This is a genomic window from Myxococcus sp. AB036A (genome assembly GCF_006547355.1).
GTDB classification, from domain to species: Bacteria; Myxococcota; Myxococcia; order Myxococcales; family Myxococcaceae; genus Myxococcus; species Myxococcus virescens.
This window is the reverse complement of sequence record NZ_VHLC01000038.1, coordinates 50,865-72,493: the sequence shown is the minus strand read 5'-3', so window position 1 is coordinate 72,493 and position 21,629 is coordinate 50,865. Positions and strand designations below refer to the sequence as shown.

Sequence of the window (21,629 nt, the reverse complement as noted above, 5' to 3'; positions counted from 1 at the left end):
CTACACTTCTAGCTTCGTCGGCAGCGTCAGATGGGTATAAGAGACAGTGGCACGGGAGCAGGGAGGGGAGCAGGGGTTTCCGCCCACCACGGAGAGACGCAGGTGGCACGCATGCGCCCAAACCGGGCAGTATGGCGCCCGTCTCCCTTGTCACGGGTGGCCTGTGCACACCCTGCCCGGCGCGGATGCCGGTGTGGCACCGTGGGGAGAAGACACGAGGCACCTGGGATGAGCAGCGACGTGGCGGAAACGAAAGACGGAGTGGTTCTTCTCGACTATGCGCAGCTCGTGGCGGGCGCGGACCTGAGCGCCGCCATCGAGCGCGCCTACGGGCATGACGGCATTGGCCTGCTCGTCGTTCGGGGCATCCCCGGGTTGTCCGAGCTGCGCGACAACCTGCTGCCCCTGGGCTTCCGCTTCGCCGCGCTGCCCACCGAGGTGAAGGACCGCTACGTCCACGCGCGCAGCAGCTACTCGTTCGGCTGGAGCCACGGGAAGGAGCTGCTGCGCCCCGGCCAGTTCGACGAGTTCAAGGGCTCGTACTACAACAATCCGCAGTACGACGTGCCGCACACCGACGCGGAGCTCATCGAGAAGCACCCGGAGAACTACCACCCCAACGTGTGGCCGGATGCGGACTTCCCGGAGCTGCGGCCCGCCTTCATGGCGCTGGGCCAGCGGATGGTGGACGTGGGCGTGCTGGTCGCCGAGCAGTGCGACAAGTACGTGCAGGCCAGGCTGGGCAGCCGCCTGGCACCGGACGCGGCGCTGGCGAAGACGATTCGTGATTCGCGCGCGTGCAAGGCGCGGCTGCTCTACTACTTCGCCATCAACGAGGACGCGACGCCGCGCACTCGCGACTCGTGGTGCGGCTGGCACAGCGACCACGGCTCGCTCACGGCGCTGTGCCCGGCCATGTACTTCGAGGCCGAGCCGGGCGCGACGGAGCCGGCGCGCAAGGACATCCCGGTGCCGGACCCGGAGGCGGGCCTGTACGTGCGCACGCGGACCGGCGAGGAGCGCAAGGTCGTCATCCCGAAGGACAGCCTGGCCTTCCAGATTGGCGAAAGCTCCCAGATTGTCACCGGCGGGCTGCTGCGGTCCACGCCGCACGCGGTGCAGGCGCTGGCCCATCCGGCCAGCCGCAACATCTCCCGCGCCACCTTCGCGGTGTTCATGCAGCCGGACAATGACATGCACCTGCGTCCGCCGGAGGGCGTGGACCCCGCCGAGCAGAAGGTGGGCGCCTTCCAGCCTGGAATGACTTTCGGCGATTTCGCCAAGGCGACGTTCGCGAAGTTCTACAACCCCTACGCGTAGCGTGAGAGGAGACACCCCATGCGAGCTCTTGGATTGGCGGTCGTGCTTTCAATGGCCGGGGTGCCGGTGGCGGCGGAGGCGGCCTCGCTCCGCTGTGGCCAGGCGCTGGTGGCGGATGGGGCGCTCAAGACCGAGGTGCTCGCCAAGTGTGGGGAGCCGGCGGCGAAGAACTTCCGCACGGTGACGGACTCGGCGGGCTCGGTGACGCCGGACAGGAACACGGGGGGCGTCACGACGGAGCGGCGGACCGTCACCCGGGAGTACGAGGAGTGGACCTACAACTTCGGGCCGCGCCGCTTCATGCAGGTGGTGACGTTCGAGAACGGCCGCCTCATCGACGTGCAGAGCGCGGGCTACGGCAGCGAGTAGCCGGGCCGGGATGCGCCACCCGGACGGAGAGTGATAGCCTCCCGGTTCCACTGCAGGAGCTGGGGGCCGTTCAATGATGCACGGGTTTCGCTGGGGCATTGGCCTGAGTGCCATGGCGGCGGTGCTCGGAGGCCTGGGCATGTGGCGCGCGGAGCGGGCGGCGCACCCGGTGCTCGTGGAGGTGCCCTTTCCGGAGTTCGCGCAGCTCCCCGCCCTGCCGCCGCTCCCCCTGCCGCCGCCGACGATGGATGGCGCGGCGGATTCGATTCAGGTCCGGGCCGTCTCCCAGCGCAGCGGTGCGCCGCTGGCGGGCGCTCGGGTATTCCTCCTCCGAGGGTTGTTCGCGTCCGGCCTGGGAGAGCGGTTGCCCGACGAGACAGCGCTGACGGACGCGTCGGGCGTGGCGACCTTCATGGCGCCTGGCGCGGGCGTGATGACCGTCTGTGCACGAGGGGCCGGTCACGCCGAGCGCTGTGAGCGGGACGTGGGCGTGGTCGCCGGGGGCTCGCTCGTCGTGGAGCTGAAGCTTCCGCCAGGGGCCAGCGTGGAGGGACAGGTTCTCCTGCATGACGGGACGCCGGCGGAGGGTGTCCGGCTGGTCGCGTCCGGTGACCCGATGTTGCTGGAGATGACGCCTGTCTGGGCCACGACGGATGCACAGGGGCGCTACATGCTGGACGGCGTGACGCCGGGCTACCCCGTCAGCATGACGCCCTTCTCCCCCGAGGGAGAGGGGTTCCACCGGTCCGTGGGCGCGGAGCTGGCCGCCGGCGAGGTGCGGCGGTTCGACTTCCAGCTTGGCGCGTTCGTTCCGGTCACCGTCAAGCCGGTGATGGGGCGCCGGCGTGGGACGGAGTCGGTGGAGTCCGTCCACGTGAACGTCCAGCTCCAGCCCCAGCAGGACGGCACCTTCACGGGCATCACCGAGTCGGGGCGCCACGCCCTTTCCGTGTGGGGCCGCCGGAACGGGCAGGCGGTGTCGGCACGGAAGGAGGTGACGCTGGCGCCCGGTGCTCCGGCGGTCATCGCGTTCCCCTTCTCCGCGCTCGAGGAGGGCGGGAGGGTGTGGCAGCTGTACTCCAGCGACCCTGGCGAGTTCGAGGTCTCCGGTCGCGTCTTCCTCCCGGACGGCACGCCGGTGAAGGGCGCCTGGATTGGGTCGCAGAGGCCGGGTCCACGGGGGCGGGGGTGTGGCAACTCGGCCGAGGACCATGCGCAGGTCCGCTTCGATGGCCCCGAGTTCGTGGTGACGCCCCGGGTGGGCGCGGGGCGAATCTTCGCGTGGCTGCCGGATGGCCGCGCGGGCAGCGCCGTCGTCCGAGGCGGGAAGGGGGAGCGCGTGTCCGTCGACATCCACCTGGAGGAAACGGGCGCCGTCGCCGGGATGATGGATTTCGGGGACGACCACCCCTGGGGCTACCGCGAGGAAATCACCGTCAACCATGAGTGGGTCGGTGCGTCGCACTTCACGTTGTTGGATGGCCGCATCTTCGTGCCGGGGCTGAAGCCGGGCCGACACGTGCTGCGCACCTCTCTTGGGACGGTGGAGTTCAACGTCAACGCCCGCGAGGTGACGAACGTGGGCGTGTTGAGACGGTCGCCGGAGCCGGAGGCCGCAGTCTCTGATTCAGAGGTCGCGGCCTCGGCGCCGTGAGTCGCTGCGCGACTACCGCGCCGCCTTCCGCAGCTCGTCGTCGATGATGGCGCGGAAGTGCTCCACCGGCCGGGCGCCCGTCACCGGACGGCCGTTGATGAAGAACGTGGGCGTGCCCGTGGCGCCCACGCGCATGGCCTGGGCGACGTCCGCGGACACGTGCGCGTCATGCTTGCGCGAGTCCAGCGCCGCGTTGAAGCGGCCCACGTCCAGGCCCACCTGCCGCGCGTAGTCCTCCAGCGACGCCCGGTCCAGCTTGCGCTGATTGGCGAAGAGCACGTCGTGGAACTCCCAGAACCTGCCCTGCGCGTGCGCTTCCATGGCCGCCTCCGCCGCCACCTGTGCGTTCGCGTGCTGCGCCAGGGGCTGGTGCTTGAAGGCCACCCGCAGCTTGCCGGGGTACGCGGCCTCCAGCGCCTTCATCGTCGGCACCACGCGGGCGCAGAACGGGCACTCGAAGTCCGAGAACGCCACCACCGTCACCGGCGCGTTGGCCGGGCCCCGAGTCGGCGCGGTGCCCACGTCCACCTGCTGGATGGCCGGCTCCTCGGGCATCATCTGCTCCGTGGGCGGGCGGGCCTTCCCTGCGGAGATGATGCGCGCGTAGACCTCCGTTGGCCGCACGCCCGTCCGCACCAGGGCTTCCGCCTTGCTCAGTTCCTCGTCCACCACGCCCGTGAAGACCTCCAGCGGCTGGGCCCCGCTGATGAAGCGGCCATTCACGTAGAAGGCCGGCGTGCCGGTGGCGCCCAACTGCATCGCCAGCGCTTCGTCCTGGCGGATGCGCTCCGCCAGCCGCGGGTCCGCGCGGTCCTGGTTCCAGCGCGAGATGTTCAAGCCCACCTTCATGGCGTAGCGCTCCAGGTCGGCCTCGCTCAGCGCCCGCGGGTTGGCGAAGAGCGCCTCATGCATCTCCCAGAACTTGCCCTGCTCACCCGCCGCCAGCGCCGCCAGCGCCGCCGGTCGCGCGCGCGGGTGGTTGGCCAGCGGGTGATGCTTCATCACCACGCGCAGCTTGCGGCCATAGCGCTCCTGGAGTTGCTTCACCGTGCCGTTCGCACGTGAGCAGAACGGGCACTCGTAGTCGGAGAACTCCACCAACGTGACGAGCGCGTCCTCCGCTCCCGCCGTTGGCGAGTCATTGACCGGCACCTTGTAGACGGTGGGCGAAATCGGCGCACGCGGACGCGCGCCGGGGGCGGGGGCCTTCGCCGCGAGGTTGGCCGCGTGGGCCGTTCCCGTGGCCAGTTCGATGGGACGCGCCAGGCGCCCTCCCGCGAAGCCCAACGCCAGACCGACACTCAGGCTCACCCAGACAGACGACTTGGACATGGTGTTCTCCAGGAAAAGACACACCCGTGGCGCCGCGGTCCGCCGCGTGACACCACCGGACCAGGCTTGCTCAGGCCCGGCGCCCAAGGAGTGACGCGAGGCGATTGGGAGTTTCAGCGCGGCCTCGAAGAATTTCCGCGCCGCTGCCGGTCCCCATGGGGGCAGGCGGTGGCCCGCCAGGTGGGTGGCTCTCCTGCGCATCCCGGCCGGGCCGGTGGTTGTCCGTCACCCGGCAGGCCCCAACTTTGAAACGGAAAGGAGGTCAGGGCCTCATGCTGCGCAAGGCAATCTGGTGGGGGCTGGGCATCGCGGGGCTGTCCATTCTGCTCTGTGGTGGCGTGGCGACGGCGCAGGGCACACAGCAGGTGCCCGCGCGGACGGAACAGGCGCCAACGGGACAGGCCCTGACTGGGACGGACGCCGCGGCGCTCCAGCGCGAAGTGGACCAACTGCGCGCCGAGCTGTTGCAGCTCCGCCAGGAGGTGACGCAGCTTCGGGGGCAAGTCACGGGCACGGGCGGCGCGGGCATTCCTCCAGGCGCGAGGGTGGTGAGCCCTCGGCGGGACACGGCTGACCAGCAGGACGCGGGCACGGGAGGCACGGGGGCCGCGGGCGTCGTCAATGACGTGCCACCCGAGGGCTCGAATGTGCCGTCGCCTCCGGGGACCGCCGTGGTGGACGCCGTCTATACGGGCGTGGTGCGCTCCGTGGGCGACACGGAGGTGGCCATCGCCGTCGGGGAGGGGCCGCCGCTGACGCTGCGCGTGGACCCTCGGACGCGGGTGTTCCGGGACGGGCGCAATATCGCCTTGCGGAAGCTCGAGCCCGGCGAGCACGTCCGGGCAGTGGTGAACCTGCTGGATGAAGAGCGGACGATGGAGATTTCCGTGCTCCCCTCCACTCCGGCTGGGAAGTGAGGTGCCAGGCCCATCCACGCTTCGTCAGTCGCACGTCCGATGCTCGTCCCCGAGGGGGAGGTTTCCACCATGTCTGCTTACGACCGTTACCGTGCACTCCTGAACAAGCTGCGGCTCGTCCGCGTCCGGCACCCTGAAGGCGACTCACCCGAGGAGGACGGTCTGCTCGACGACATGGATGAAGTCTGGATGGAGATGAGCGAGGGCGAACGCTCCGCCATCGCCACCGAAAGGGCCCGCGTGCTGGGCCTTCCCGAAGCCCAACCCGCGGACTCGGCGGCGCAGCCCTGACGCCGCGGCCCTACTTGCGCACGGGCGGCAGGGAGGAGCCCGAGGAGGTCGCGCCGCCGGACTCCGGCTTCATCCGCCGCGGTCCGGCGTCCCGCTCCCGGGCCTTCAGCACCGCGTGGGAGTAGTCCACCACCGACGCGAAGGACAGGACGCCGATGAGCGCGACCAGGGGCACCACCGCGGGGGGAAACAGCAGCACGCACAGCAGCGTCACCAACTGCAGGGAAGTGACGGCCTTGCCCAGCATCCGCGCCTTCAGTTCCACCGAGCGCAGCCTGGGTGCCAGTCGCGCGATGAAGAAGCCCACGGTGGTGCCGACGTCGCGCAGCACCAGCAGCAGCACCGCCACTCCGCTGATGAGCCCGTCGAGGTAGCAGACGAGGATGGCCGTCACCATGAAGGCGCGGTCGGCCACCGGGTCGATGAGCGCGCCCAGCCGTGTGGCGAGCCCCTTGTGCCGGGCAATCCACCCATCCAGGAAGTCCGTGAAGGCGGCCAACACCACGAGCCCCGCGCGAACCCAGGCATCCGGGACGAGGATGAAGGCCACCGCCAGGGGCAGCCGGGTCAGCGACAAGGTGTTGAGCAGCGCGAGGCTCGCCTGTCGGCGCATAAGACTCAAGGTAGTGCTCGGTCCCAGCCGCGCACGTTCCGGGGGCGGCGAGCGTTCAGCGGTAGACCCACCCCTGGGAACGCGGGGCAGCCAGGGAGCGACCGGACTCGAGCGAGCGTGAGGGAACTCCAGGCCCGTGAGAAACCTCCAACTCGCGGCGCCACCTGTCGTGCCGCCCTGACTCCTGGAGATGGCTGCTTCGTGTCCGCGTTCGACTGCTCGCCGTGCTCGTCCTCCCCGTCCTGGCCCGCCACCGAGGGCCGCTTTCGTCCGTGGGCCTGGACGCTCTTGTGGGCCTTGTGCCTGCTCCCCGCGGCCGGGTGGGCCGCGGAGGAGGGCCAGCCCCGGCCCGCGACGCGGGAGGAGCTGACGCGCTACGCATGGCTGCCGGCCCAGGCGGTGGTGCGCCCCTTGGAGGCCGCGGTGGCGCCGCCGGAGGGCTACACGCGGGTGCCGGTGGTGAAGGGCTCCTTCGGGGCCTGGCTGCGAGGCCTGCCGCTGCGACCGGACGGCACGCCCGTGCTCAGCCACCAGGGCGGGCGGATTCTGGCGGCGGAGGACGCGCGGCTGGCGGCGGTGGCGGAGCTGGACGTGGGCACCGCCAACCTCCAGCAGTGCGCGGACTCCGTCATCCGCCTCCATGCGGAGTGGCTCTGGGCCAGCGGCAAGCGGGAGCGCCTGGCCTACCGCTTCACCAGCGGGCACCTGGCGGAGTGGCCTCGGTACGCGGAAGGGGACCGGGCGCGGGTATCGGGCTCGAAGGTGTCGTGGGTGCGCGGCGCGGCGCCGGATGCCTCACGCGCCAGCTTCCGCGCGTGGCTGGACCTGGTCTTCACCTACGCGGGCACGCACTCACTGGAATCCCTCAAGGGGCGGCCCTCGCGCGAGGACGTGCGGCCCGGGGACTTCTTCGTGCTGGGCGGGAGTCCCGGGCACGCGGTGCTGGTGCTGGACGTGGCGGCCAACGCGGCGGGGAAGCGGGTGGCGCTGCTGGGGCAGGGTTTCATGCCCGCGCAGGACTTCCACGTGCTCTCCGCGGGAGGCGACACCGGACCCTGGTTTCCGCTGGAGGGCGAGGACGTGGTGACGCCCTTCTGGAAGCCCTTCCCCTGGTCCTCGCTGCGGCGCTTCTGACCGCGGGCCCAGGCCTCGCCGGCCATCCTGGTGGAGCCCCCCGGCTACACCTGGACGGCACGGGGCGAGGCCCGGCTCGCAGCGACCACTACGAGTGGAGCGGCTGGCTCAGGCGCGACGGCTGGGCCGATGCGGCAGCGGCGGCGGAGGCCTCCGGCTCACGCGTGAGGTACTGGATGAGGCTGTTCTCCTTGCCCAGGTACGTGTCGAACTGGTTCACGCCGTCTTCCAGCAGGCCGGCCTTGTCGAGCTGCGCGTGCATGGCGGGCAGGTTGTAGAAGGGCACGGAGGGGAAGGCGTGGTGGGTGAGGTGCAGATTCACGTTGAGCGGCGCGATGAAGAAGTTCTCCAGCGCGGTGCCCAGGATGTCGCGCGTCTCGCGCGTCTCGTCACCGGACGTCGTCTCCTCGATGGGGTGCTCACCCAGGGCGCGCATCCGGAAGAAGGCCATCATCACCGTCGTCGTCGGCAGCACCCACAAGAGCAGCCAGTGCAGCCACGCGCCCGTCGTCACCAGCACCGTGACGAGCGTGGCCACGTACAGCCAGTAGCGCAGGTGCTCGCCCGCGGAGATGCGGGGCTGCGCGCGGCCCACCAGGCGGCCCCAGTACGTCCAGGGCAGCACCACCTTCAGGTGGTTGGGGGCGTACAGGCCCAGCGCGTCCGCCAGGAAGACGGCCGTGGCGCGCATCGGCGTGCGGGGGAAGTGCCAGGAGGCGTCCACCAGCTGGCCGGCGAGGTACGGGTCCTTCGGCGTATTCACGTAGCGGTGGTGCAGCATGTGCTCGTGCCGGTAGCCCGCCGTCGTCATGTTCAGCGGGAAGGCGCAGAGCAGATCGCTGACCACGTCCGACACCTTGCGGTTGGACAGGAAGTGGTAGTGCGCCGCCTCGTGCATCAGCGCCAGCAGCGCGTGCTGCCGGGTGGCGATGAGCACCGCCGCCAGCGGCCAGGCCCACCAGCGGTCCACGAATAGAACGAAGGCAAATGCCGCCGCGATGACGAGCCACTGAGCGGCCATGGCCCACAGCGCACGACCATTGTTCACCTTCGACAGCTCCCGGGTGATGGCCGCCAGCGCCTTGCGGTCCACTCGGTGCGCGTACTGAATGTCGGCCTCATCCACCACTTGAGCGTACATGTCGGGGGGCTCCTTCTGCTTTACTCGGAAGCAGGGTGTTCCTGGACTCTTTCGCGCGGAAATGGGTGGTGAGGCAAGAAAATTCTTTCTGGAATGCACGCGCTCCAGAGTGAGCGCGCTGTTCGGGTCATCCTGTACCCCATGGGGGTCTGATTTGTCCCGCCCATTCACTCGAAGTGGGGTGGGTTTCTACCCTTCTTTGTAGGAAATCATCCGCTTGGCACTGGAAATCGCGGGTCTCCGGACATGACAAGGGCCTGGAGACCGGTGTCGGTCGCCAGGCCCTCGTTCACTCCCGGGTGGGTGGGCTCAGGTGGGGGTCCACTCCACTTTCAGGTGCTTCATCTGCCGCAGCACCAGGCTCTGCCAGGTGCCGAAGTCCTGGCCGGGGACGAGCTTCGGGTCCGGCAGCCGGTCCAGGAGGATGTTGGTCGTGATTTCGAACTGGAGCCGGGCCAGGGGCGCGCCCAGGCAGAAGTGGGTGCCGCGGCCGTAGGTGAGGTGCTGCGGCACCTTCTCCCGGTCCACGTCCAGCTTGCTGGAATGGGGGCAGAGGGATTCGTCCCGGCTGCCGGCGGCGAAGAGGAGCAGCAGGCGCGAGCCCTGGGGAATCTTCACCCCGCCCAGCTCCACGTCCTCCTTCGCGGTGCGAATCATGGCGTGGGAGACGGAGTCGTAGCGGCTGGACTCCTCGAGGAACTTCGGCACCAGGTCGCGGTTGTCGCGCAGCCGCTGCCACAGGCCATGCTGCAGGGCCAGCCTCCAGGCGTTGGCCATCAGCGCGGTGGTGGACTCATGGCCGGCCGACAGCATGGACGCGCCCACGGCCATGACCAGCTCGTGCATCGTCAGGGCCTCGCCGTCGCTCTCCACGGCCACCAGGTAGCTGGTGAGGTCCTCCTGCGGGTTCTTCTTCCGGTCCTCGATGAGGCGGATGCAGTACTGCTGGAACTCGATGACGCCCTTCGCCATCTCCACCTGGAGCTCGGGGGCCACGTACTCGAAGACGAGCTGCTGCCAGTCGGAGCTCCAGCGCTTGATCTTCCAGACGTCCTCTTGCGGTACGCCCATGACGCCGAGGATGACGTGGACGGGGAGCGGCCAGGCGAGCTGCTTCACCAGGTCCGCCTCACCGTCCTGGGCGAAGCGGTCCACCAGGGTGGTGGCCATCTCCCGGATGAAGGGGCCCATGCCGGCGATGCGCTGCGCGGTGAAGCCCCGGTTCATCAGGCGGCGCAGGCGGGTGTGCTCGGGGGGGTCCATGCCCAGCAGCACGTGCGCGGTGGGGAAGCCCTGGTCCAGGATGGCCTTGGCCTCGTCCGTGAGGTGGGTGCCGCTCGCCAGCATGTCCCGGTTGGAGTACTGCGCCGGGCTCTTCAGCACCTGGGAGATGTCCTCGTAGCGGCTGACCAGCCACATGTTCAGCATGGGGCTGAAGCTGACGGGCTCGTCCTTACGCAGCTTCTCGAAGAAGGCGTGCGGGTCCTCCGCGTGGGGGCCCGTGAACGGGTTGTACTGGGCACCCAGGTGGGGACAACGTCCCGCGGACGCGTGGGCTGGGACTCCGGTCTCTTCCTGCTTCTGCACGGACACAGGCATGGCGTGGCTCGCCAGACGAGCGCGGCCCCCCGGCACGCGGTTCGTCTGCAACGGGTGAATGGCAATGGAGGGGCCAGGCCCCTACAGGCGGTGGGTCAGGGGTGTGGGGAGCCGGCGAGGAACGACCGGGCAGGGTGGGGCTCCCCTAATCCGCCTATACAACGAATTCTGGCTTTATTGCCAGTAAGGGCACACTTTTTCATCTTCACTGGTTTCTAGTGCTGGCGCTTGATTCCAGTAAAAACGCGGTAAGGACCGGACAGTGTGCGGAAGTTCACTCAGCGCGCGCCATTCGGGCGGACTGAGGGCGCACCTGGAGCGTGCCCACCGGATGGTGGTGGTCAGGACTCCAGGGCATGAGGGGGGAATCGGGCGGAGGCTCAGCCCAGCTTCTTCTTGTTCTTCTGGCGGTGCTGCGCCACCCAGGCGCGCGCCTCGTCGTGGTCCTTCACGAAGGTCGTCTCGAAGCGCGCCTTGCCGGTGAAGAGCATGCCCAGCGCGATGACCTTGCCGAAGGTCTGCTGCACCACGTCCGCGCCGACGTACACGGTGCCCTTGAACCAGTCCGCCTTGCCGTTCTCCGACAGGTAGCGCCGGGGCTCCGCGCCCAGCTGGGAGCGGCCGATGTCGGCGATCAGGTAGTAGGGCCCGTATTGCTGGGCAATCTCCCCGTACACGTCGACCGCGCGCTTGATTTCATCCAGGTCGATGGGGCCGACGAAGGTCGCCTGCACGACGTCGGGCGCCTCATAGCGCACCGAGTGGGAACCGAATGTCCATTCCAGTTGCTGCATGTCACTCCCTCCAGAAACCCTGGTGAGCATAGCGCTCACCAGGGAATAGCGCGAGATGCATGCCTATCAATTTGGGCGTGGAATTCCCGACCTGCTATCCTGCCTTGCTCTTGAGCCGGAGCCGGTGCTGGGCCACCCAGGCGCGTGCTTCGTCCTGCGTCTTCACGAACACCGTCTCGAAGGTCGACTTGCCGGTGAAGAGCAGCGCCAGGGCAATGGCCTTGACGAAGGTCTGCATGACGATGTCGGCGCCGACGTAGAGGATGGCGTGGTACCAGTCGGAGCTGGCCTTCTCCGACATGTACCTGCGGCCGGCTGCTTCGAGCTGCGAGCGGCCGATGTCCGCGATGAGGTAGTACTGGCCATGGTCGGTGGCCGTCTGCTGGTAGAGCGTCACCACCTCCTTCACCTCTTCCAGGGTGATGAGGCCGTTGAACTCCGCGACCAGGGTGTCCGGCTCCTCGAAGTGGGCCCGGTGGGCTCCGCACTGCCAATCCCGAGGCTGCTGTTTCATCGCTTCCCCCTCCCAGTTGTTCCTGCCTGGATGAGAATACCGCTGAGACAGCGTCCAAGCGAATCGTGGCTCTCCCTTGGTTCATGATGACTCATCGGGCGTGATTGTTTTTGCGGGACGCGCACGGATGCCTGGAAGGTTTGTTTTCATTCAGTGTGCAAGACTTCCGGGATGTTGACGCGCGGACCGACCCTGGATTCCCGGGCTTGACGGGGATGGGGGTGGCTGGAGTCATGCCCGCGCATGAGACGCGTCTCCTCCATCGTGCTCGCGCTGGGCCTCGTCGTGGGCCTGGGCGTCTGGGGCTGCCGGCGGCAGGACGCGGCGGGCGAGGCCGGGGGCCGCACGCGGCTGGTCTTCAAGTATCAGCCGCTGTGGGGGCCGCCGGAGCCGTTCCGCGAGCTGCTGGCGCGCTTCGAGCGGGAGAATCCAGGGGTGGAGCTCGTGACGGAGGCGCTGCCCAACGCGTCTGACCTGGCGCACCAGTTCTTCCTCACGTCGCTGGAGGGCGGGGCGCGGGACTTCGACGTGCTGGTGGCGGACGTCGTCTGGGTGCCCGAGTTCGCGCGCGCTGGGTGGATTGCCGACCTGTCCGCGGAGTTCCCGCCCGAGCGACTGCGCGAGGACTTCTTCCCTGGCCCCGTGGAGGCCGTGGTGGTGGAGGGGCGCACGTACGCGGTGCCCTGGTACCTGGACGTGGGGCTGCTCTACTACCGCACGGACCTGGTGCCGCGCGCGCCGCGCACCTACGCGGAGCTGGAGCGCTTCGCGCGCGAGGCGATGGCGAAGACGCCCGGGCTCCAGGGCTACGTGTGGCAGGGGCGGCAGTACGAGGGTCTGTCCTGCAATGTGTACGAGGCGCTGTGGGGGCACGGCGGCCGGGCGCTGTCGGAGGATGGGCGGGTGCTGCTGGATGACGCGCCCGCGCGCGAAGCGCTCGCATACCTGCGAGGGCTGGTGGAGCGCGGGGTGTCGCCCGCGACGGTGACGGGCTTCTCGGAGGAGGAGTCGCGCCGGGTGTTCCAGGAGGGGCGCGCGGTGTTCATGCGCAACTGGCCGTATGCGTGGAGCGAGGCGCAGAAGCCGGACTCGCCCATTCGCGGCAAGGTGGGCATTGCCCCATTGCCGACGGTGAGCGGCGAGCCGGGTTCGGGGGCGCTGGGCGGGTGGCAGTTGGCTGTGAATGCCCATGTGTCGCCGGAGCGGCGGAAGCTGGCGGCGCGGCTGATTGCGCACCTCACGTCCCCGGAGGCCAACCGGGTGCTGGCGCTGAACTACGCGCGCAACCCGCCTCGGCCCGCCGTGTACCAGGATGCGCGGCTGCGCGAGGAGGCGCCGTTCATCGCCGGGCTGCTGCCCATGGTGGAGCGCGCGAAGCCGCGGCCGGTGACGCCGTACTACAACCTGATTTCGGATGTGCTCCAGAGCGAGTTCTCCGCCGCCGTTGCCGGGCTGCGCACGCCCGAGGCCGCGCTGAAGCGCGCGCAGCGGCAGGTGGACCATCTGACGGGGGAGGGGCCGTGAGCACGCACCGTTCCAGCGGAGGAGGGCGGCGGCGTGCTGGCACGATGAGGGCGGGTGGTGGCGCCCTGGATTCGTGCGGCGCGTTGGAGGCGCGGCGATGAATCCAAGGGGCTCGCTGGCGCGGGAGCGGAGACAGGCGTACCTGCTGGTGGCGCCGGCGGTGGTGGTGCTGGGGGGCGTGGCGCTGTACCCCATCCTCGCCGCGGTGTGGCTGAGCCTGCACCGCTTCATCCTCGTCTTTGGTGAGCGGCGCTTCACGGGGCTGGAGAACTACGCGTACCTGCTGGGGGACTCGCGCTTCTGGGCGGCGCTGGGAAACACGGCGTACTTCACGGCCGTGGCGGTGACGGTGGAGCTGTTGCTGGCAGTGCCGCTGGCGTTGCTGCTTCAGAAGGCGTTCCCTGGAAGGGGGCTGCTGCGCGCGTCGGTGCTGGTGCCGTGGGCGATTCCCACCGTGGTGAGCGCTCGGCTGTGGGCGTGGATGTTCAACCCCGAGTACGGCGTCATCAACCGGCTGTTGCCCGGGCAGGACATCAACTGGTTGGGGGCACCCGGGTATGCATTGCACGCGGCCATCCTGGTGGACGTGTGGAAGACGACGCCCTTCGTGGCGCTGTTGGTGCTCGCGGGCCTGCAGGGCATCTCCGAGGACCTGTACAAGGCGGCGCGGGTGGACGGGGCCTCGTCGTGGCGGACCTTTGTCTCGATAACGCTGCCGTTGCTCAAGCCGGCGCTGCTGTTGGCGTTGTTGTTTCGTTCGTTGGATGCGTTCCGGGTGTTCGACGCCATCTACGTGCTGACGGAGGGAGGGCCGGCGAACACGACGGAGACGCTGAGCATCTACGCGTACAAGACGCTGATGCGTTCGGGGGACTTCGGGTACGGGAGCACGCTGTCGGTGGCGACGTTCCTGTGTGTGGTGTTGCTGGCGGCGGTGTGGCTGCGGCTCTTGGGGCGTGAGGAGGCGGCGCGATGAAGCGGCCGGGGCTGGGCACCGCGCTGGCGGTGGTGGCGTTCCTGACCTTCTTCCTGGGGCCCTTCTGCTGGCAGGTGCTGACGAGCCTGTGGCCGGATGGCGAGCTGACCCGGCCGTGGCCCTCGCACCTGACGCTGGAGAACTACGCGAGCGTCCTGTGGGGCCGGCCCTTCCTGCGCGTGGTGTTGAACTCGCTGGTGGTGGCGGCGTTGACCACGGGCTTCTGTCTCACGGTGGGGGCGGCGGCGGCGTTCGCCCTGGCGAAGCTGGAGTTTCGTGGCAAGGGATTGCTGCTGAGCGCGGCGCTGGCGGTGAGCATGTTCCCGCCGATTGCCACGGTGAGTCCGCTGTATCTGATTCTGCGCACGGTGGGGCTGCGAGACAGCCTGGTGGGACTGGCCTTGCCGTATGCGACGTTCGCTTTGCCGCTGACGCTGTGGGTGCTGACGTCGTTCTTCCGCGCGCTGCCCGACGAGCTCTACCGCGCGGCGCGCGTGGATGGCTGCACGCCGTTCCAGGCCTTCCGGCAGGTGCTGCTGCCTTTGGCCGCGCCGGGGCTGGCGACGACGGCGATTCTCGTCTTCATCTTCGCGTGGAATGAGTTCCTGTATGCGCTGACGTTCCTCTCCACGCCGGAGAAGCGCACCGTGCCCGTGGCCATCAGCCTGTTCGCCAGCGAGTACCGTGAGCCCTGGGGGGAAATTGCCGCGGCCTCCGTGGTGGCCACGCTGCCCCTGGTGGCGCTGACGGTGCTGTTCCAGCGGCGGATTGTGTCCGGGCTTACGGCGGGGGCAGTGAAGGAGTAGGGGAGTTCGGTCAGTGTTTCGGTGCGGTGAGGACGGCGCGCAGCTTGGTGGCCGCGGTGTCTGGGTCGGTCACGGCCTGGGTGACGAGGGCTTCCAGGGAGGACGCGTCCAGTTGCTCCAGGCGCTCACTGACGTCGGCAGGGTGGGGAAGGTCACGGGCTTCCACGAAGGCCCGCAGCACCCGGCTCCACGCGCGGGCTCTCTCTTTTGCGCGCTGCTCTTCCCAGAACGGTGAATCAATCATGATGTTCCTCAAGTGCTGACTGAGCCTGTCCTGCCCGAACCGGCGGGATGCCAGCGTGCCGAGTACCACGAGCAAGTCTAGGCGTTCCTCCGTCGAAAGGCTCGGTGCCTGACGGATCCGGGACTCGGCCCAGGCGATTCGTTCGGGCCCCGCGCGTATTCCAGGACAGAGAGGGGAAGCAGGGCGGTGGCCGCTCGTAGTGTGGCAACCCTAAAGAAGGTAGGGGCTGACATGGCTCCCTTCGTAAGTACAGGCGGGGCGCGGAAGACCCTGGCTTTGTTTCCGAATTGAGCGTGAATCCAGAGGTGTCAAGGACTGGACTGGAAATGCCCATGCGGCGCAGGCTCTCGCAGTCTTGACTCAGTCCACTCCAACCCAGATTGGGCCCTATCGCTTGCGGCACCTGCTCGGCAATGGTGGCATGGGGCAGGTCTTCGCGGCTGACCACGAGCGCATAGGCAGCCGGGTGGCCTTGAAGGTGCTGTCCTCTTCCGCGGCGAAGGAGCCACAGCGCGTCGCACGCTTTCTTCAAGAGGCACGAGCGCTGGCCCTGCTCAAGCACGCGGGGGTCGTCCGCATTCTCGATTGCGACCAAGTCGACGATACGGCCTATCTGGCCATGGAGTATCTGGAGGGCCAGTCGCTCCGGCAATGGATGCAAGCCCGGGCGCGCATTCCCTTGTCATCCGCCCTGGCCATCTGCGCGCAGATCGCCGCCACCATGGTGGACGTTCATGCCCAGGGCATCGTTCACCGGGACTTGAAGCCAGAAAATATCTTCCTGTGTCCGGACCCCTCGCTGGCCGCTGACCATCGTGTGAAGCTCCTGGACTTCGGCATCGCCAAGGTCCCGGAGGGACAGGCGGACCTGCTGGCCACGCAGGTCCACACGCACGAGGCCACGCTCATCGGGACGTTTCGTTACATGGCCCCGGAGCAGCTCCTGAGCGCCGCGAAGGTAGATGGGGCCGCGGATGTCTATGCATTGGGAGTGGTCCTCTTCGAGTTGCTCGCGGGTCGCCCCCCGTTCGACGCGAAGGAGCCGGTGCTGGTCATTTCCGCGCATCAGCGTGAGCCGCCGCCTCCCTTGAAGCAGTTCGCGCCGGCCGTGCCCTCCGCGCTTGCCTCGTTCATCGCGGACATGCTGGAGAAACAACCCGCGGCACGCCCCGACATGTCGCGTTGCCGCGCCGTGTTCGAGCGCGCCTGGGCGCTGGACGCGGACGAGTGCCCGGTCCCTGGCCTCGCGCCCTTCACGGAGGCGCACGCGGAGCTCTTCTTCGGTCGGCAGGTGGAGGCGCGCGGGCTGCTGGAACGCCTGGAGGAGGCGCGTCTGGGCACCCGGCGCTGGGTTCAACTGGAGGGGCCGAGCGGGGTCGGGAAGTCCTCGCTCATCCAGGCCGCGCTGCTGCCGGGGGTGAAGGCGCTGCCCTCCGAGGAGGGGCCGCGGTGGCTCATCGCCACCATGCGGCCTTCCGACACGCCGCTGCGTCACCTCGCGGAGGCGCTCGTCGCCGCGTATGCGGCCGTTGGTGTCACCGAGCGTCGCGACGCCCTCGAGGCCTCCCTTCGGCGCGGGCCGGTCGCGCTCCACGATTTCGTCACGGAGCATACACCCAGCGAGTTCCGCCTCCTCCTGGTCCTGGAGCCGATGGAGGAGTTGTTCACGTTGGGCAGCGCCGAACTGGCGGCAGTGGATGCCTTGCTCTCGGCCGCGCTGGCTGCGCCCGAGACGCCGCTGCGGCTCTTCACGAGCCTGCGCAGCGACTTCATCCACCGGCTCGAGCAGATGCCTTCGCTCCCGCACCACCTCCACGCCGCGGCGCGCTTTCCGTTGCTGCCCATGGGGGACGAGGCCCTCTCGCAGGTCGTCCAGGGGATGGCGGGCCGCGCGAGGCTGCGGCTCAGCGAGGGGCTCGCCGAGCGGATGGTGCAGGATGTCCGGAGCGAGGGCGGGCGACTCCCGCTGCTGGGACATACCTTGCAACGCATGTGGATGCTCAGCGGTGGCGCGCCGCTGACGCACGAGCACTACGAGCGGCTGGGGGGCGTCGGTGGGGCGTTGGCCCTCGACGCGGAGGCGCTGCTGGAGCGGCTGGGGGAGGAGGGCAAGCAGCGCGCGAAGTGGCTCCTCCTGGAGCTGGTGCAGGTGGGGCGTGGCACGGCGGATACCCGGCGGCCCCGTTCCCGGAAGGACGTCCTCGCGGCGGCGGGCGACGACGCCTTGGCTGAGCAGGTGCTGCACCGGTTGTCCGGAATCCCCTTGGGACAGTCCCCGGCGGAGCCGTCCGGGCTCCGGCTCGTCGTGCTCTCCGGAGAGCGCGACCCGTCCCTCCAGCGCGTGGAGTTGGTGCATGAGACCTTGTTGCACCGGGTGCCGTCGCTCGTGTCCTGGCTGGAGCGGGAGCGCGTCCTGTTGGAGCGGCAGTCGGACCTGGAGGGCGTCGCGAATGCGTGGGAGCAGGCGCACAGGCCGCTGGAGGGGCTCCCCACCGGGACGTTGCTGGAGCACTACCGGCGCGGGTTCGACTCGCGGGGCCGTTGGGACGCCCCCGCCCTCAGTCCTCGCGCGAAGGACTTCCTCCGGGCGGCGGAGCGGCTCTCACGCCGCCGCATCCGTGCCCGGTGGCTCCTCATGGGGCTGGCGGCGCTCGCGAGCCTGGCCATCCTCTTCTACGCGGTCAGAGCCGAGCAGGCGCGGCGACACGCGCAGGAGAACCTCCAGCACCTCGTCGAGGTGGCCGACGGCATCTCCGCGGATGCGGATTGGGACCTGAGCCGGCTCGCGCACACGCTGGACGTCCGCCGGGCCATGCTCACGACGTTGGACGCGTCCTTGAGGGCGTTGTCGCCGGACGAGCGGGCCCAGCGGTCAGTCCAACGGGCGACCGTCCGCGTCACGCACCGGATGGGGGACGTCGCCTATTACTCCGGCTCCCTCGCCGACGCGGAGCGGCGGTTCTCCGAGGCCCGCCACATGACGGTCGCGGGGCTCGCCGATGACGACCTGCAATGGCAGCTCGCGCTCAATGACTCCAAGCTGGGCAAGGTCGCCATGGCGCGCGGGCAGTGGGCGCGGGCGGATGCGCACCTGCGGGCCTCCTTGCTGCACATGGAGGCCCAGCCCCAGGTCGGCAAGAACGCCACCGACGTCCGGCGCAGCCTCGCGGTGAGCCTGTCCGAGCTCGCGGAGCTCCGCTGGGCGGAGGGGCGCGTCCGCGAGGCCGCGGCGCTCCTGGACCGCGCCACCTCGCTGCACGCCCAGAACCGCGGTCCCTATGACGAGGCGTTGCTCTCGGTGGTCCTGTCGCAGCGCGGCGAGTTGGCTGTCAAGGAAGGTGCGCTGGGGGAGGCCGAGGCGGTGGTGGCTCGCGCGTCACGGCTTTCGCGGAACGCGCGCGCGGCCCGGGGCGGTGAGGCGTTCTACCTCTGGCCGTTGGGGAGGGCCCTGGTCGCGGAGGGGCACCTCCTCGCGGCGGCGGGGCGCCTCCAGGAGGCCGAGGCTCGCTACGCGGAGGCGCAGCGGCTGGGGCAGGTGTTGCTGGATGGAGAGCCCCCCAACAAGCGCTATGCCCTCATGGCCGCCAGCGCGCTTCAGGGGCGCGAGGAGGTGTCTGCCGCCTTGGGCCTGGACGCCGCGCGTGCGGAATCCCGTGACGGGCGGTGTACCCTGGTGAGGCGATTCCTGGCGCAGGACCCGGAGGATGTGCGCTTCCAGGCCCTCACCTGTGAAGAAACGAATCCGTAGCGAGGGGGACGTGATGATTCCGCTTTCCACTGATGATGAGGCGTCGTTCGAGGACCTGCTCCAGCGGGCGCGGGCCGGCGAGCACGCGGCGATGGATGCGTTGTTTCGCCAGAGCTGGAAGGCGTTGGAACGACATGCATCCAAGAGTCCCGCCCTGGGGCTCCAGGGGGCCACGCGCCCGTCAGACATCTTCCAGCAATCCGCGCTGCGCGCCTTCGAGAAGCTGGCGTCCTTCCGTGGCCAGACGGAGGGGGAGTGGGTCACCTGGCTCAAGCAGGTTGTCTTCACGCAGTCCATGGACGTCATCCGCGCGGAGGCGAGGGAGACGAAGTACGTCCCTGGGGGGATGATACCCGCTGGAGAGGAGTCCGAGGCCGTCCCCTCCCAGGAGCGGACGCCGAGCCAGGTCACCGCCCATCACGAGGACTGGCGCAGGCTGCTGACGAAGTTCGCGCTCCTGACGCCGGACCAGCGTGAGGCCTTCTCGCTCTTCTGGTTGGAGGAACTCACCGTGGAAGAGGCCGCGCGGCGGATGGAGAAGTCACATGCCGCCGTGTCGTCGCTGTTGCAACGGGGCATGAGCACGCTGCGGCAGCAGATGCGGGGCGAGGCGAGTCCCATCCAGGACGACACCGGCGTGAGCGCCGCGTTGGCGGTGTACTTCGGCCGGAGGGAGGCGGGACTGGACATGGAGGCCTTCATCGCGGAGTTCCCGTCATGCGCTAGCGAGCTGCGGGAGGCCTTGGACTGGGTGGCGCGGCTTCGTGCGCTCAAGCCCCCTCCCCGTACTTGATGGGGCGTGTCTGGCATGTTGCCGCAAGGAACCCTGGCGGGGGCATATCGCATCGGGCGCCGGGTCGCGGTGGGGGCGACGAGCGACGTCTACGAGGGCCGCGACGCCAGCGGAGGGTCTGTCGCCATCAAGGTGCTCGCGGCCCGGTGGGGCGTTCACGCGGAGATGGTGGCGCGCTTCCTTCAGGAGGCGCAGTCGCTGCTGGCCTTGCGGCACGCGCACCTGGTGCGAGGGCTGGCGTTCGGCCTCATCGATGAGCGGCATCCCTACCTGGTCCTGGAGTGGCTGCCGCGAGATTTGGAGCAGGGGCTCGCGGCGGTGGGGGGGCGCTTCGCGGCAGCTGATTGCGCGCGCGTCGTCCACCAGCTCGCGGAGGTGCTGTCCCTGCTCCACGCGAGCGGCTGGGTCCACCGGGACTTGAAGCCCGCGAACGTGCTGCTCGCGTGTGACACCCCGGGAGCGATGGACGTCCGGCTGTCGGACCTCGGGCTCGCCAAGCGGATGGCTGAGCCAGCGGAGACAGACTCCCGCTTGCCGCTGTCGACTGCGGAAGAAGCCTTGTTGGGGAGTCGGCACTACATGGCGCCGGAGCAGTGGGCGAGCGCCAAGTGGGTGGGGCCCGGGGTGGATGTCTATGCCCTGGGCGTCCTCTGGTTCCAGATGCTCGCCGGGCGGCTGCCGTTCCCCGGCGAGGCCGAGCGCGAGCTGATGTACCAGCATGTGGTGGAGCGCCCGCCGATGCAGTGGCTCGAAGGTGTGGCGCCCGGGGCCACCGTTGCGATGGTGGCGCGGATGCTCGACAAGGTGGCGGGACGGCGTCCCCCGCTCTCCGACGTGCTCGCGCTGACCTCCAGCCTGGGCTGAGCCGCGCTGCCTTCAGGAAAGCACGCCGGCCGCGATGCCTTTTCCGCGCCGGGAGCGTCCTCAGGGGAAGACAGCGCGGGAGGCGCCATCATGTGGAGTGTCGGCGAGGCACTGGAGCGGTTCATCAGCTCACTGGAGCTGACCGAGGGACAACGGGACGAGGTCAGCAGGCAGCAAACCCTGGTTCGCGAGGCACTGAGCCGGAGACTCGGGGGGTGTGAGACGTCATTCCTGTCGGGCTCCTACAGCCGGAGCACCGCCATCCGGCCGCTGCATGACATTGACATCTTCACGGTGGTGGGGCGGGCATCGTCCACGCCTCCGGAGCCGCCGGACGCGGCGCTCAAGCGGGTGCGTCAGGCGCTTCACGAGACATGGCCAAACAAGGAGCTGCCCATCCTCCAGCAGCACTCGGTGCATCTGGAGTTCACGACGTCCGGCATCGAGTTCGATGTCGTCCCCGCCTACCAGCACCCCACGCAGGAGCTATTCCTCATTCCCGAGGGAAACACGGGGCGGTGGATTCGCACCAACCCGCGGATTCACATGGACCTGAGCACCGCGGCAAACGAGCGGGCGGGCAAGAAGCTCAAGCCGCTCATCAAGGCCGTGAAGCACTGGAACCGCCAGCATGGCTCCAGCCCCCTGCGCTCGTTTCATCTGGAGGTGATGGGCTACGAGGCGTTCTCCCGGGCACCCGTCGGCTACCTGGAGGGGCTCGAAGCGCTCTTCGCCTTCATGGCGGGCCGCGTGGACCGGTCAACCGGTGACCCCGCTGGGCTGGGGGGAGACGTGGACGCGCGGATGACCAGCGGGCAGCGGACGGCCGCGCGCAACGCGCTCCAGGGCGCGGCCAGGACCGTGCAGCTCGCGCTGAGCGAGCGCGACGCGCGTCCGGAGCAGGCGCATCAGCGGCTCCGCGCGCTCTTCGGGGAGATGTACCGGTATCGCTGAGTCCTGGGCGCGGCGGGGCCCCGAAAAATGAACGGCGCCGCG

General features: G+C 69.2%; 20 protein-coding genes. 13 read left to right on the top strand and 7 right to left on the bottom strand.

The features are described 5' to 3' along the window. Positions 1–240: 240 nt before the first annotated feature. The 3 genes from FL344_RS17510 (at position 241) to FL344_RS17500 (ending at position 3,343) form a co-directional block, all read left to right on the top strand. The gene (locus FL344_RS17510; protein WP_228565136.1) at positions 241–1,320 is read left to right on the top strand and encodes a 2-oxoglutarate and iron-dependent oxygenase domain-containing protein; all 1,080 of its coding nucleotides are present in this window, start codon (positions 241–243) and stop codon (positions 1,318–1,320) included. Between the two features lie 18 nt (positions 1,321–1,338). After that, positions 1,339–1,689, top strand: a complete 351-nt coding sequence (locus FL344_RS17505; protein ID WP_141593478.1) for a DUF2845 domain-containing protein — start codon at positions 1,339–1,341, stop codon at positions 1,687–1,689. 73 nt (positions 1,690–1,762) lie between these two features. Continuing rightward, positions 1,763–3,343 (top strand): carboxypeptidase-like regulatory domain-containing protein, encoded by a 1,581-nt coding sequence (locus FL344_RS17500; RefSeq protein WP_141619327.1) that lies wholly within the window; start codon positions 1,763–1,765, stop codon positions 3,341–3,343. Between the two features lie 12 nt (positions 3,344–3,355). On the opposite strand, the gene FL344_RS17495 is transcribed toward FL344_RS17500, so the two are convergent. Further along, positions 3,356–4,675, bottom strand: a complete 1,320-nt coding sequence (locus FL344_RS17495; RefSeq protein WP_141619326.1) for a thioredoxin domain-containing protein — start codon at positions 4,673–4,675, stop codon at positions 3,356–3,358. Between the two features lie 272 nt (positions 4,676–4,947). Here FL344_RS17495 and FL344_RS17490 point away from each other — a divergent pair, with 272 nt between their 5' ends. Beyond that, on the top strand, positions 4,948–5,592 hold the full coding sequence (locus FL344_RS17490) for a hypothetical protein (RefSeq protein WP_194863140.1): 645 nt from the start codon (positions 4,948–4,950) through the stop codon (positions 5,590–5,592). A 69-nt stretch (positions 5,593–5,661) separates the two neighbouring features. Then, entirely contained in the window at positions 5,662–5,883 is a 222-nt protein-coding gene (locus FL344_RS17485; RefSeq protein WP_228558450.1) for a hypothetical protein, read from the top strand. Positions 5,884–5,893: 10 nt separating this feature from the next. Here the strand turns inward: FL344_RS17485 and FL344_RS17480 are convergent, their stop codons facing one another. After that, entirely contained in the window at positions 5,894–6,496 is a 603-nt protein-coding gene (locus FL344_RS17480) for a CDP-alcohol phosphatidyltransferase family protein (protein WP_141593473.1), read from the bottom strand. Positions 6,497–6,613: 117 nt separating this feature from the next. On the opposite strand from FL344_RS17480, the gene FL344_RS17475 reads away from it, so the two are divergent. Beyond that, complete coding sequence (locus FL344_RS17475) at positions 6,614–7,630, top strand: DUF4846 domain-containing protein (protein ID WP_141619325.1); 1,017 nt, start codon at positions 6,614–6,616, stop codon at positions 7,628–7,630. 88 nt (positions 7,631–7,718) lie between these two features. Here FL344_RS17475 and FL344_RS17470 read toward each other — a convergent pair whose 3' ends face one another. From FL344_RS17470 to FL344_RS17455, 4 genes are all read right to left on the bottom strand, one after another. After that, positions 7,719–8,771 (bottom strand): fatty acid desaturase family protein, encoded by a 1,053-nt coding sequence (locus FL344_RS17470; RefSeq protein WP_141619324.1) that lies wholly within the window; start codon positions 8,769–8,771, stop codon positions 7,719–7,721. A 309-nt stretch (positions 8,772–9,080) separates the two neighbouring features. Beyond that, entirely contained in the window at positions 9,081–10,370 is a 1,290-nt protein-coding gene (locus FL344_RS17465; protein WP_141619323.1) for a cytochrome P450, read from the bottom strand. Positions 10,371–10,750: 380 nt separating this feature from the next. Continuing rightward, positions 10,751–11,164, bottom strand: coding sequence for an STAS/SEC14 domain-containing protein (locus FL344_RS17460; RefSeq protein WP_044277323.1), 414 nt, complete (start codon positions 11,162–11,164; stop codon positions 10,751–10,753). Between the two features lie 94 nt (positions 11,165–11,258). After that, positions 11,259–11,678, bottom strand: coding sequence for an STAS/SEC14 domain-containing protein (locus tag FL344_RS17455; RefSeq protein ID WP_011557215.1), 420 nt, complete (start codon positions 11,676–11,678; stop codon positions 11,259–11,261). A gap of 243 nt (positions 11,679–11,921) precedes the next feature. On the opposite strand from FL344_RS17455, the gene FL344_RS17450 reads away from it, so the two are divergent. The 3 genes from FL344_RS17450 (at position 11,922) to FL344_RS17440 (ending at position 14,984) form a co-directional block, all read left to right on the top strand. Further along, entirely contained in the window at positions 11,922–13,202 is a 1,281-nt protein-coding gene (locus tag FL344_RS17450) for an ABC transporter substrate-binding protein (protein ID WP_141619322.1), read from the top strand. 97 nt (positions 13,203–13,299) lie between these two features. Then, on the top strand, positions 13,300–14,178 hold the full coding sequence (locus FL344_RS17445) for a carbohydrate ABC transporter permease (protein WP_141593467.1): 879 nt from the start codon (positions 13,300–13,302) through the stop codon (positions 14,176–14,178). Continuing rightward, positions 14,175–14,984, top strand: coding sequence for a carbohydrate ABC transporter permease (locus FL344_RS17440; protein WP_090495615.1), 810 nt, complete (start codon positions 14,175–14,177; stop codon positions 14,982–14,984). The genes FL344_RS17445 and FL344_RS17440 overlap by 4 nt, the downstream gene beginning before the upstream one ends. Positions 14,985–14,994: 10 nt before the next feature. On the opposite strand, the gene FL344_RS39140 is transcribed toward FL344_RS17440, so the two are convergent. Beyond that, on the bottom strand, positions 14,995–15,228 hold the full coding sequence (locus FL344_RS39140; protein WP_228565135.1) for a hypothetical protein: 234 nt from the start codon (positions 15,226–15,228) through the stop codon (positions 14,995–14,997). 355 nt (positions 15,229–15,583) lie between these two features. Here FL344_RS39140 and FL344_RS17430 point away from each other — a divergent pair, with 355 nt between their 5' ends. The 4 genes from FL344_RS17430 to FL344_RS17415 all read left to right on the top strand — a co-directional run bounded on the left by FL344_RS17430 (position 15,584) and on the right by FL344_RS17415 (position 21,587). Continuing rightward, on the top strand, positions 15,584–18,976 hold the full coding sequence (locus tag FL344_RS17430) for a serine/threonine-protein kinase (protein ID WP_228565134.1): 3,393 nt from the start codon (positions 15,584–15,586) through the stop codon (positions 18,974–18,976). A gap of 13 nt (positions 18,977–18,989) precedes the next feature. After that, positions 18,990–19,769 (top strand): RNA polymerase sigma factor, encoded by a 780-nt coding sequence (locus tag FL344_RS17425; protein WP_090495612.1) that lies wholly within the window; start codon positions 18,990–18,992, stop codon positions 19,767–19,769. Between the two features lie 15 nt (positions 19,770–19,784). Beyond that, positions 19,785–20,633 (top strand): serine/threonine-protein kinase, encoded by an 849-nt coding sequence (locus FL344_RS17420; RefSeq protein WP_141619320.1) that lies wholly within the window; start codon positions 19,785–19,787, stop codon positions 20,631–20,633. Positions 20,634–20,723: 90 nt separating this feature from the next. Next, a complete protein-coding gene (locus FL344_RS17415) occupies positions 20,724–21,587 on the top strand; it encodes a nucleotidyltransferase (RefSeq protein ID WP_141619319.1) in 864 nt (287 codons plus the stop codon). Positions 21,588–21,629: the final 42 nt, after the last annotated feature.

Excerpts from the sequence above, each read along its gene's own strand:
- FL344_RS17505 (WP_141593478.1), top strand. The coding sequence starts at position 1,339 with ATGCGAGCTCTTGGATTGGCGGTCGTGCTTTCAATGGCCGGGGTGCCG.
- FL344_RS17500 (WP_141619327.1), top strand. The coding sequence starts at position 1,763 with ATGATGCACGGGTTTCGCTGGGGCATTGGCCTGAGTGCCATGGCGGCG.
- FL344_RS17495 (WP_141619326.1), bottom strand. The coding sequence starts at position 4,675 with ATGTCCAAGTCGTCTGTCTGGGTGAGCCTGAGTGTCGGTCTGGCGTTG.
- FL344_RS17490 (WP_194863140.1), top strand. The coding sequence starts at position 4,948 with ATGCTGCGCAAGGCAATCTGGTGGGGGCTGGGCATCGCGGGGCTGTCC.
- FL344_RS17485 (WP_228558450.1), top strand. The coding sequence starts at position 5,662 with ATGTCTGCTTACGACCGTTACCGTGCACTCCTGAACAAGCTGCGGCTC.
- FL344_RS17480 (WP_141593473.1), bottom strand. The coding sequence starts at position 6,496 with ATGCGCCGACAGGCGAGCCTCGCGCTGCTCAACACCTTGTCGCTGACC.
- FL344_RS17470 (WP_141619324.1), bottom strand. The coding sequence starts at position 8,771 with ATGTACGCTCAAGTGGTGGATGAGGCCGACATTCAGTACGCGCACCGA.
- FL344_RS17465 (WP_141619323.1), bottom strand. The coding sequence starts at position 10,370 with ATGCCTGTGTCCGTGCAGAAGCAGGAAGAGACCGGAGTCCCAGCCCAC.
- FL344_RS17460 (WP_044277323.1), bottom strand. The coding sequence starts at position 11,164 with ATGCAGCAACTGGAATGGACATTCGGTTCCCACTCGGTGCGCTATGAG.
- FL344_RS17455 (WP_011557215.1), bottom strand. The coding sequence starts at position 11,678 with ATGAAACAGCAGCCTCGGGATTGGCAGTGCGGAGCCCACCGGGCCCAC.
- FL344_RS17450 (WP_141619322.1), top strand. The coding sequence starts at position 11,922 with ATGAGACGCGTCTCCTCCATCGTGCTCGCGCTGGGCCTCGTCGTGGGC.
- FL344_RS17445 (WP_141593467.1), top strand. The coding sequence starts at position 13,300 with ATGAATCCAAGGGGCTCGCTGGCGCGGGAGCGGAGACAGGCGTACCTG.
- FL344_RS17440 (WP_090495615.1), top strand. The coding sequence starts at position 14,175 with ATGAAGCGGCCGGGGCTGGGCACCGCGCTGGCGGTGGTGGCGTTCCTG.
- FL344_RS39140 (WP_228565135.1), bottom strand. The coding sequence starts at position 15,228 with ATGATTGATTCACCGTTCTGGGAAGAGCAGCGCGCAAAAGAGAGAGCC.
- FL344_RS17425 (WP_090495612.1), top strand. The coding sequence starts at position 18,990 with ATGATTCCGCTTTCCACTGATGATGAGGCGTCGTTCGAGGACCTGCTC.
- FL344_RS17420 (WP_141619320.1), top strand. The coding sequence starts at position 19,785 with ATGTTGCCGCAAGGAACCCTGGCGGGGGCATATCGCATCGGGCGCCGG.
- FL344_RS17415 (WP_141619319.1), top strand. The coding sequence starts at position 20,724 with ATGTGGAGTGTCGGCGAGGCACTGGAGCGGTTCATCAGCTCACTGGAG.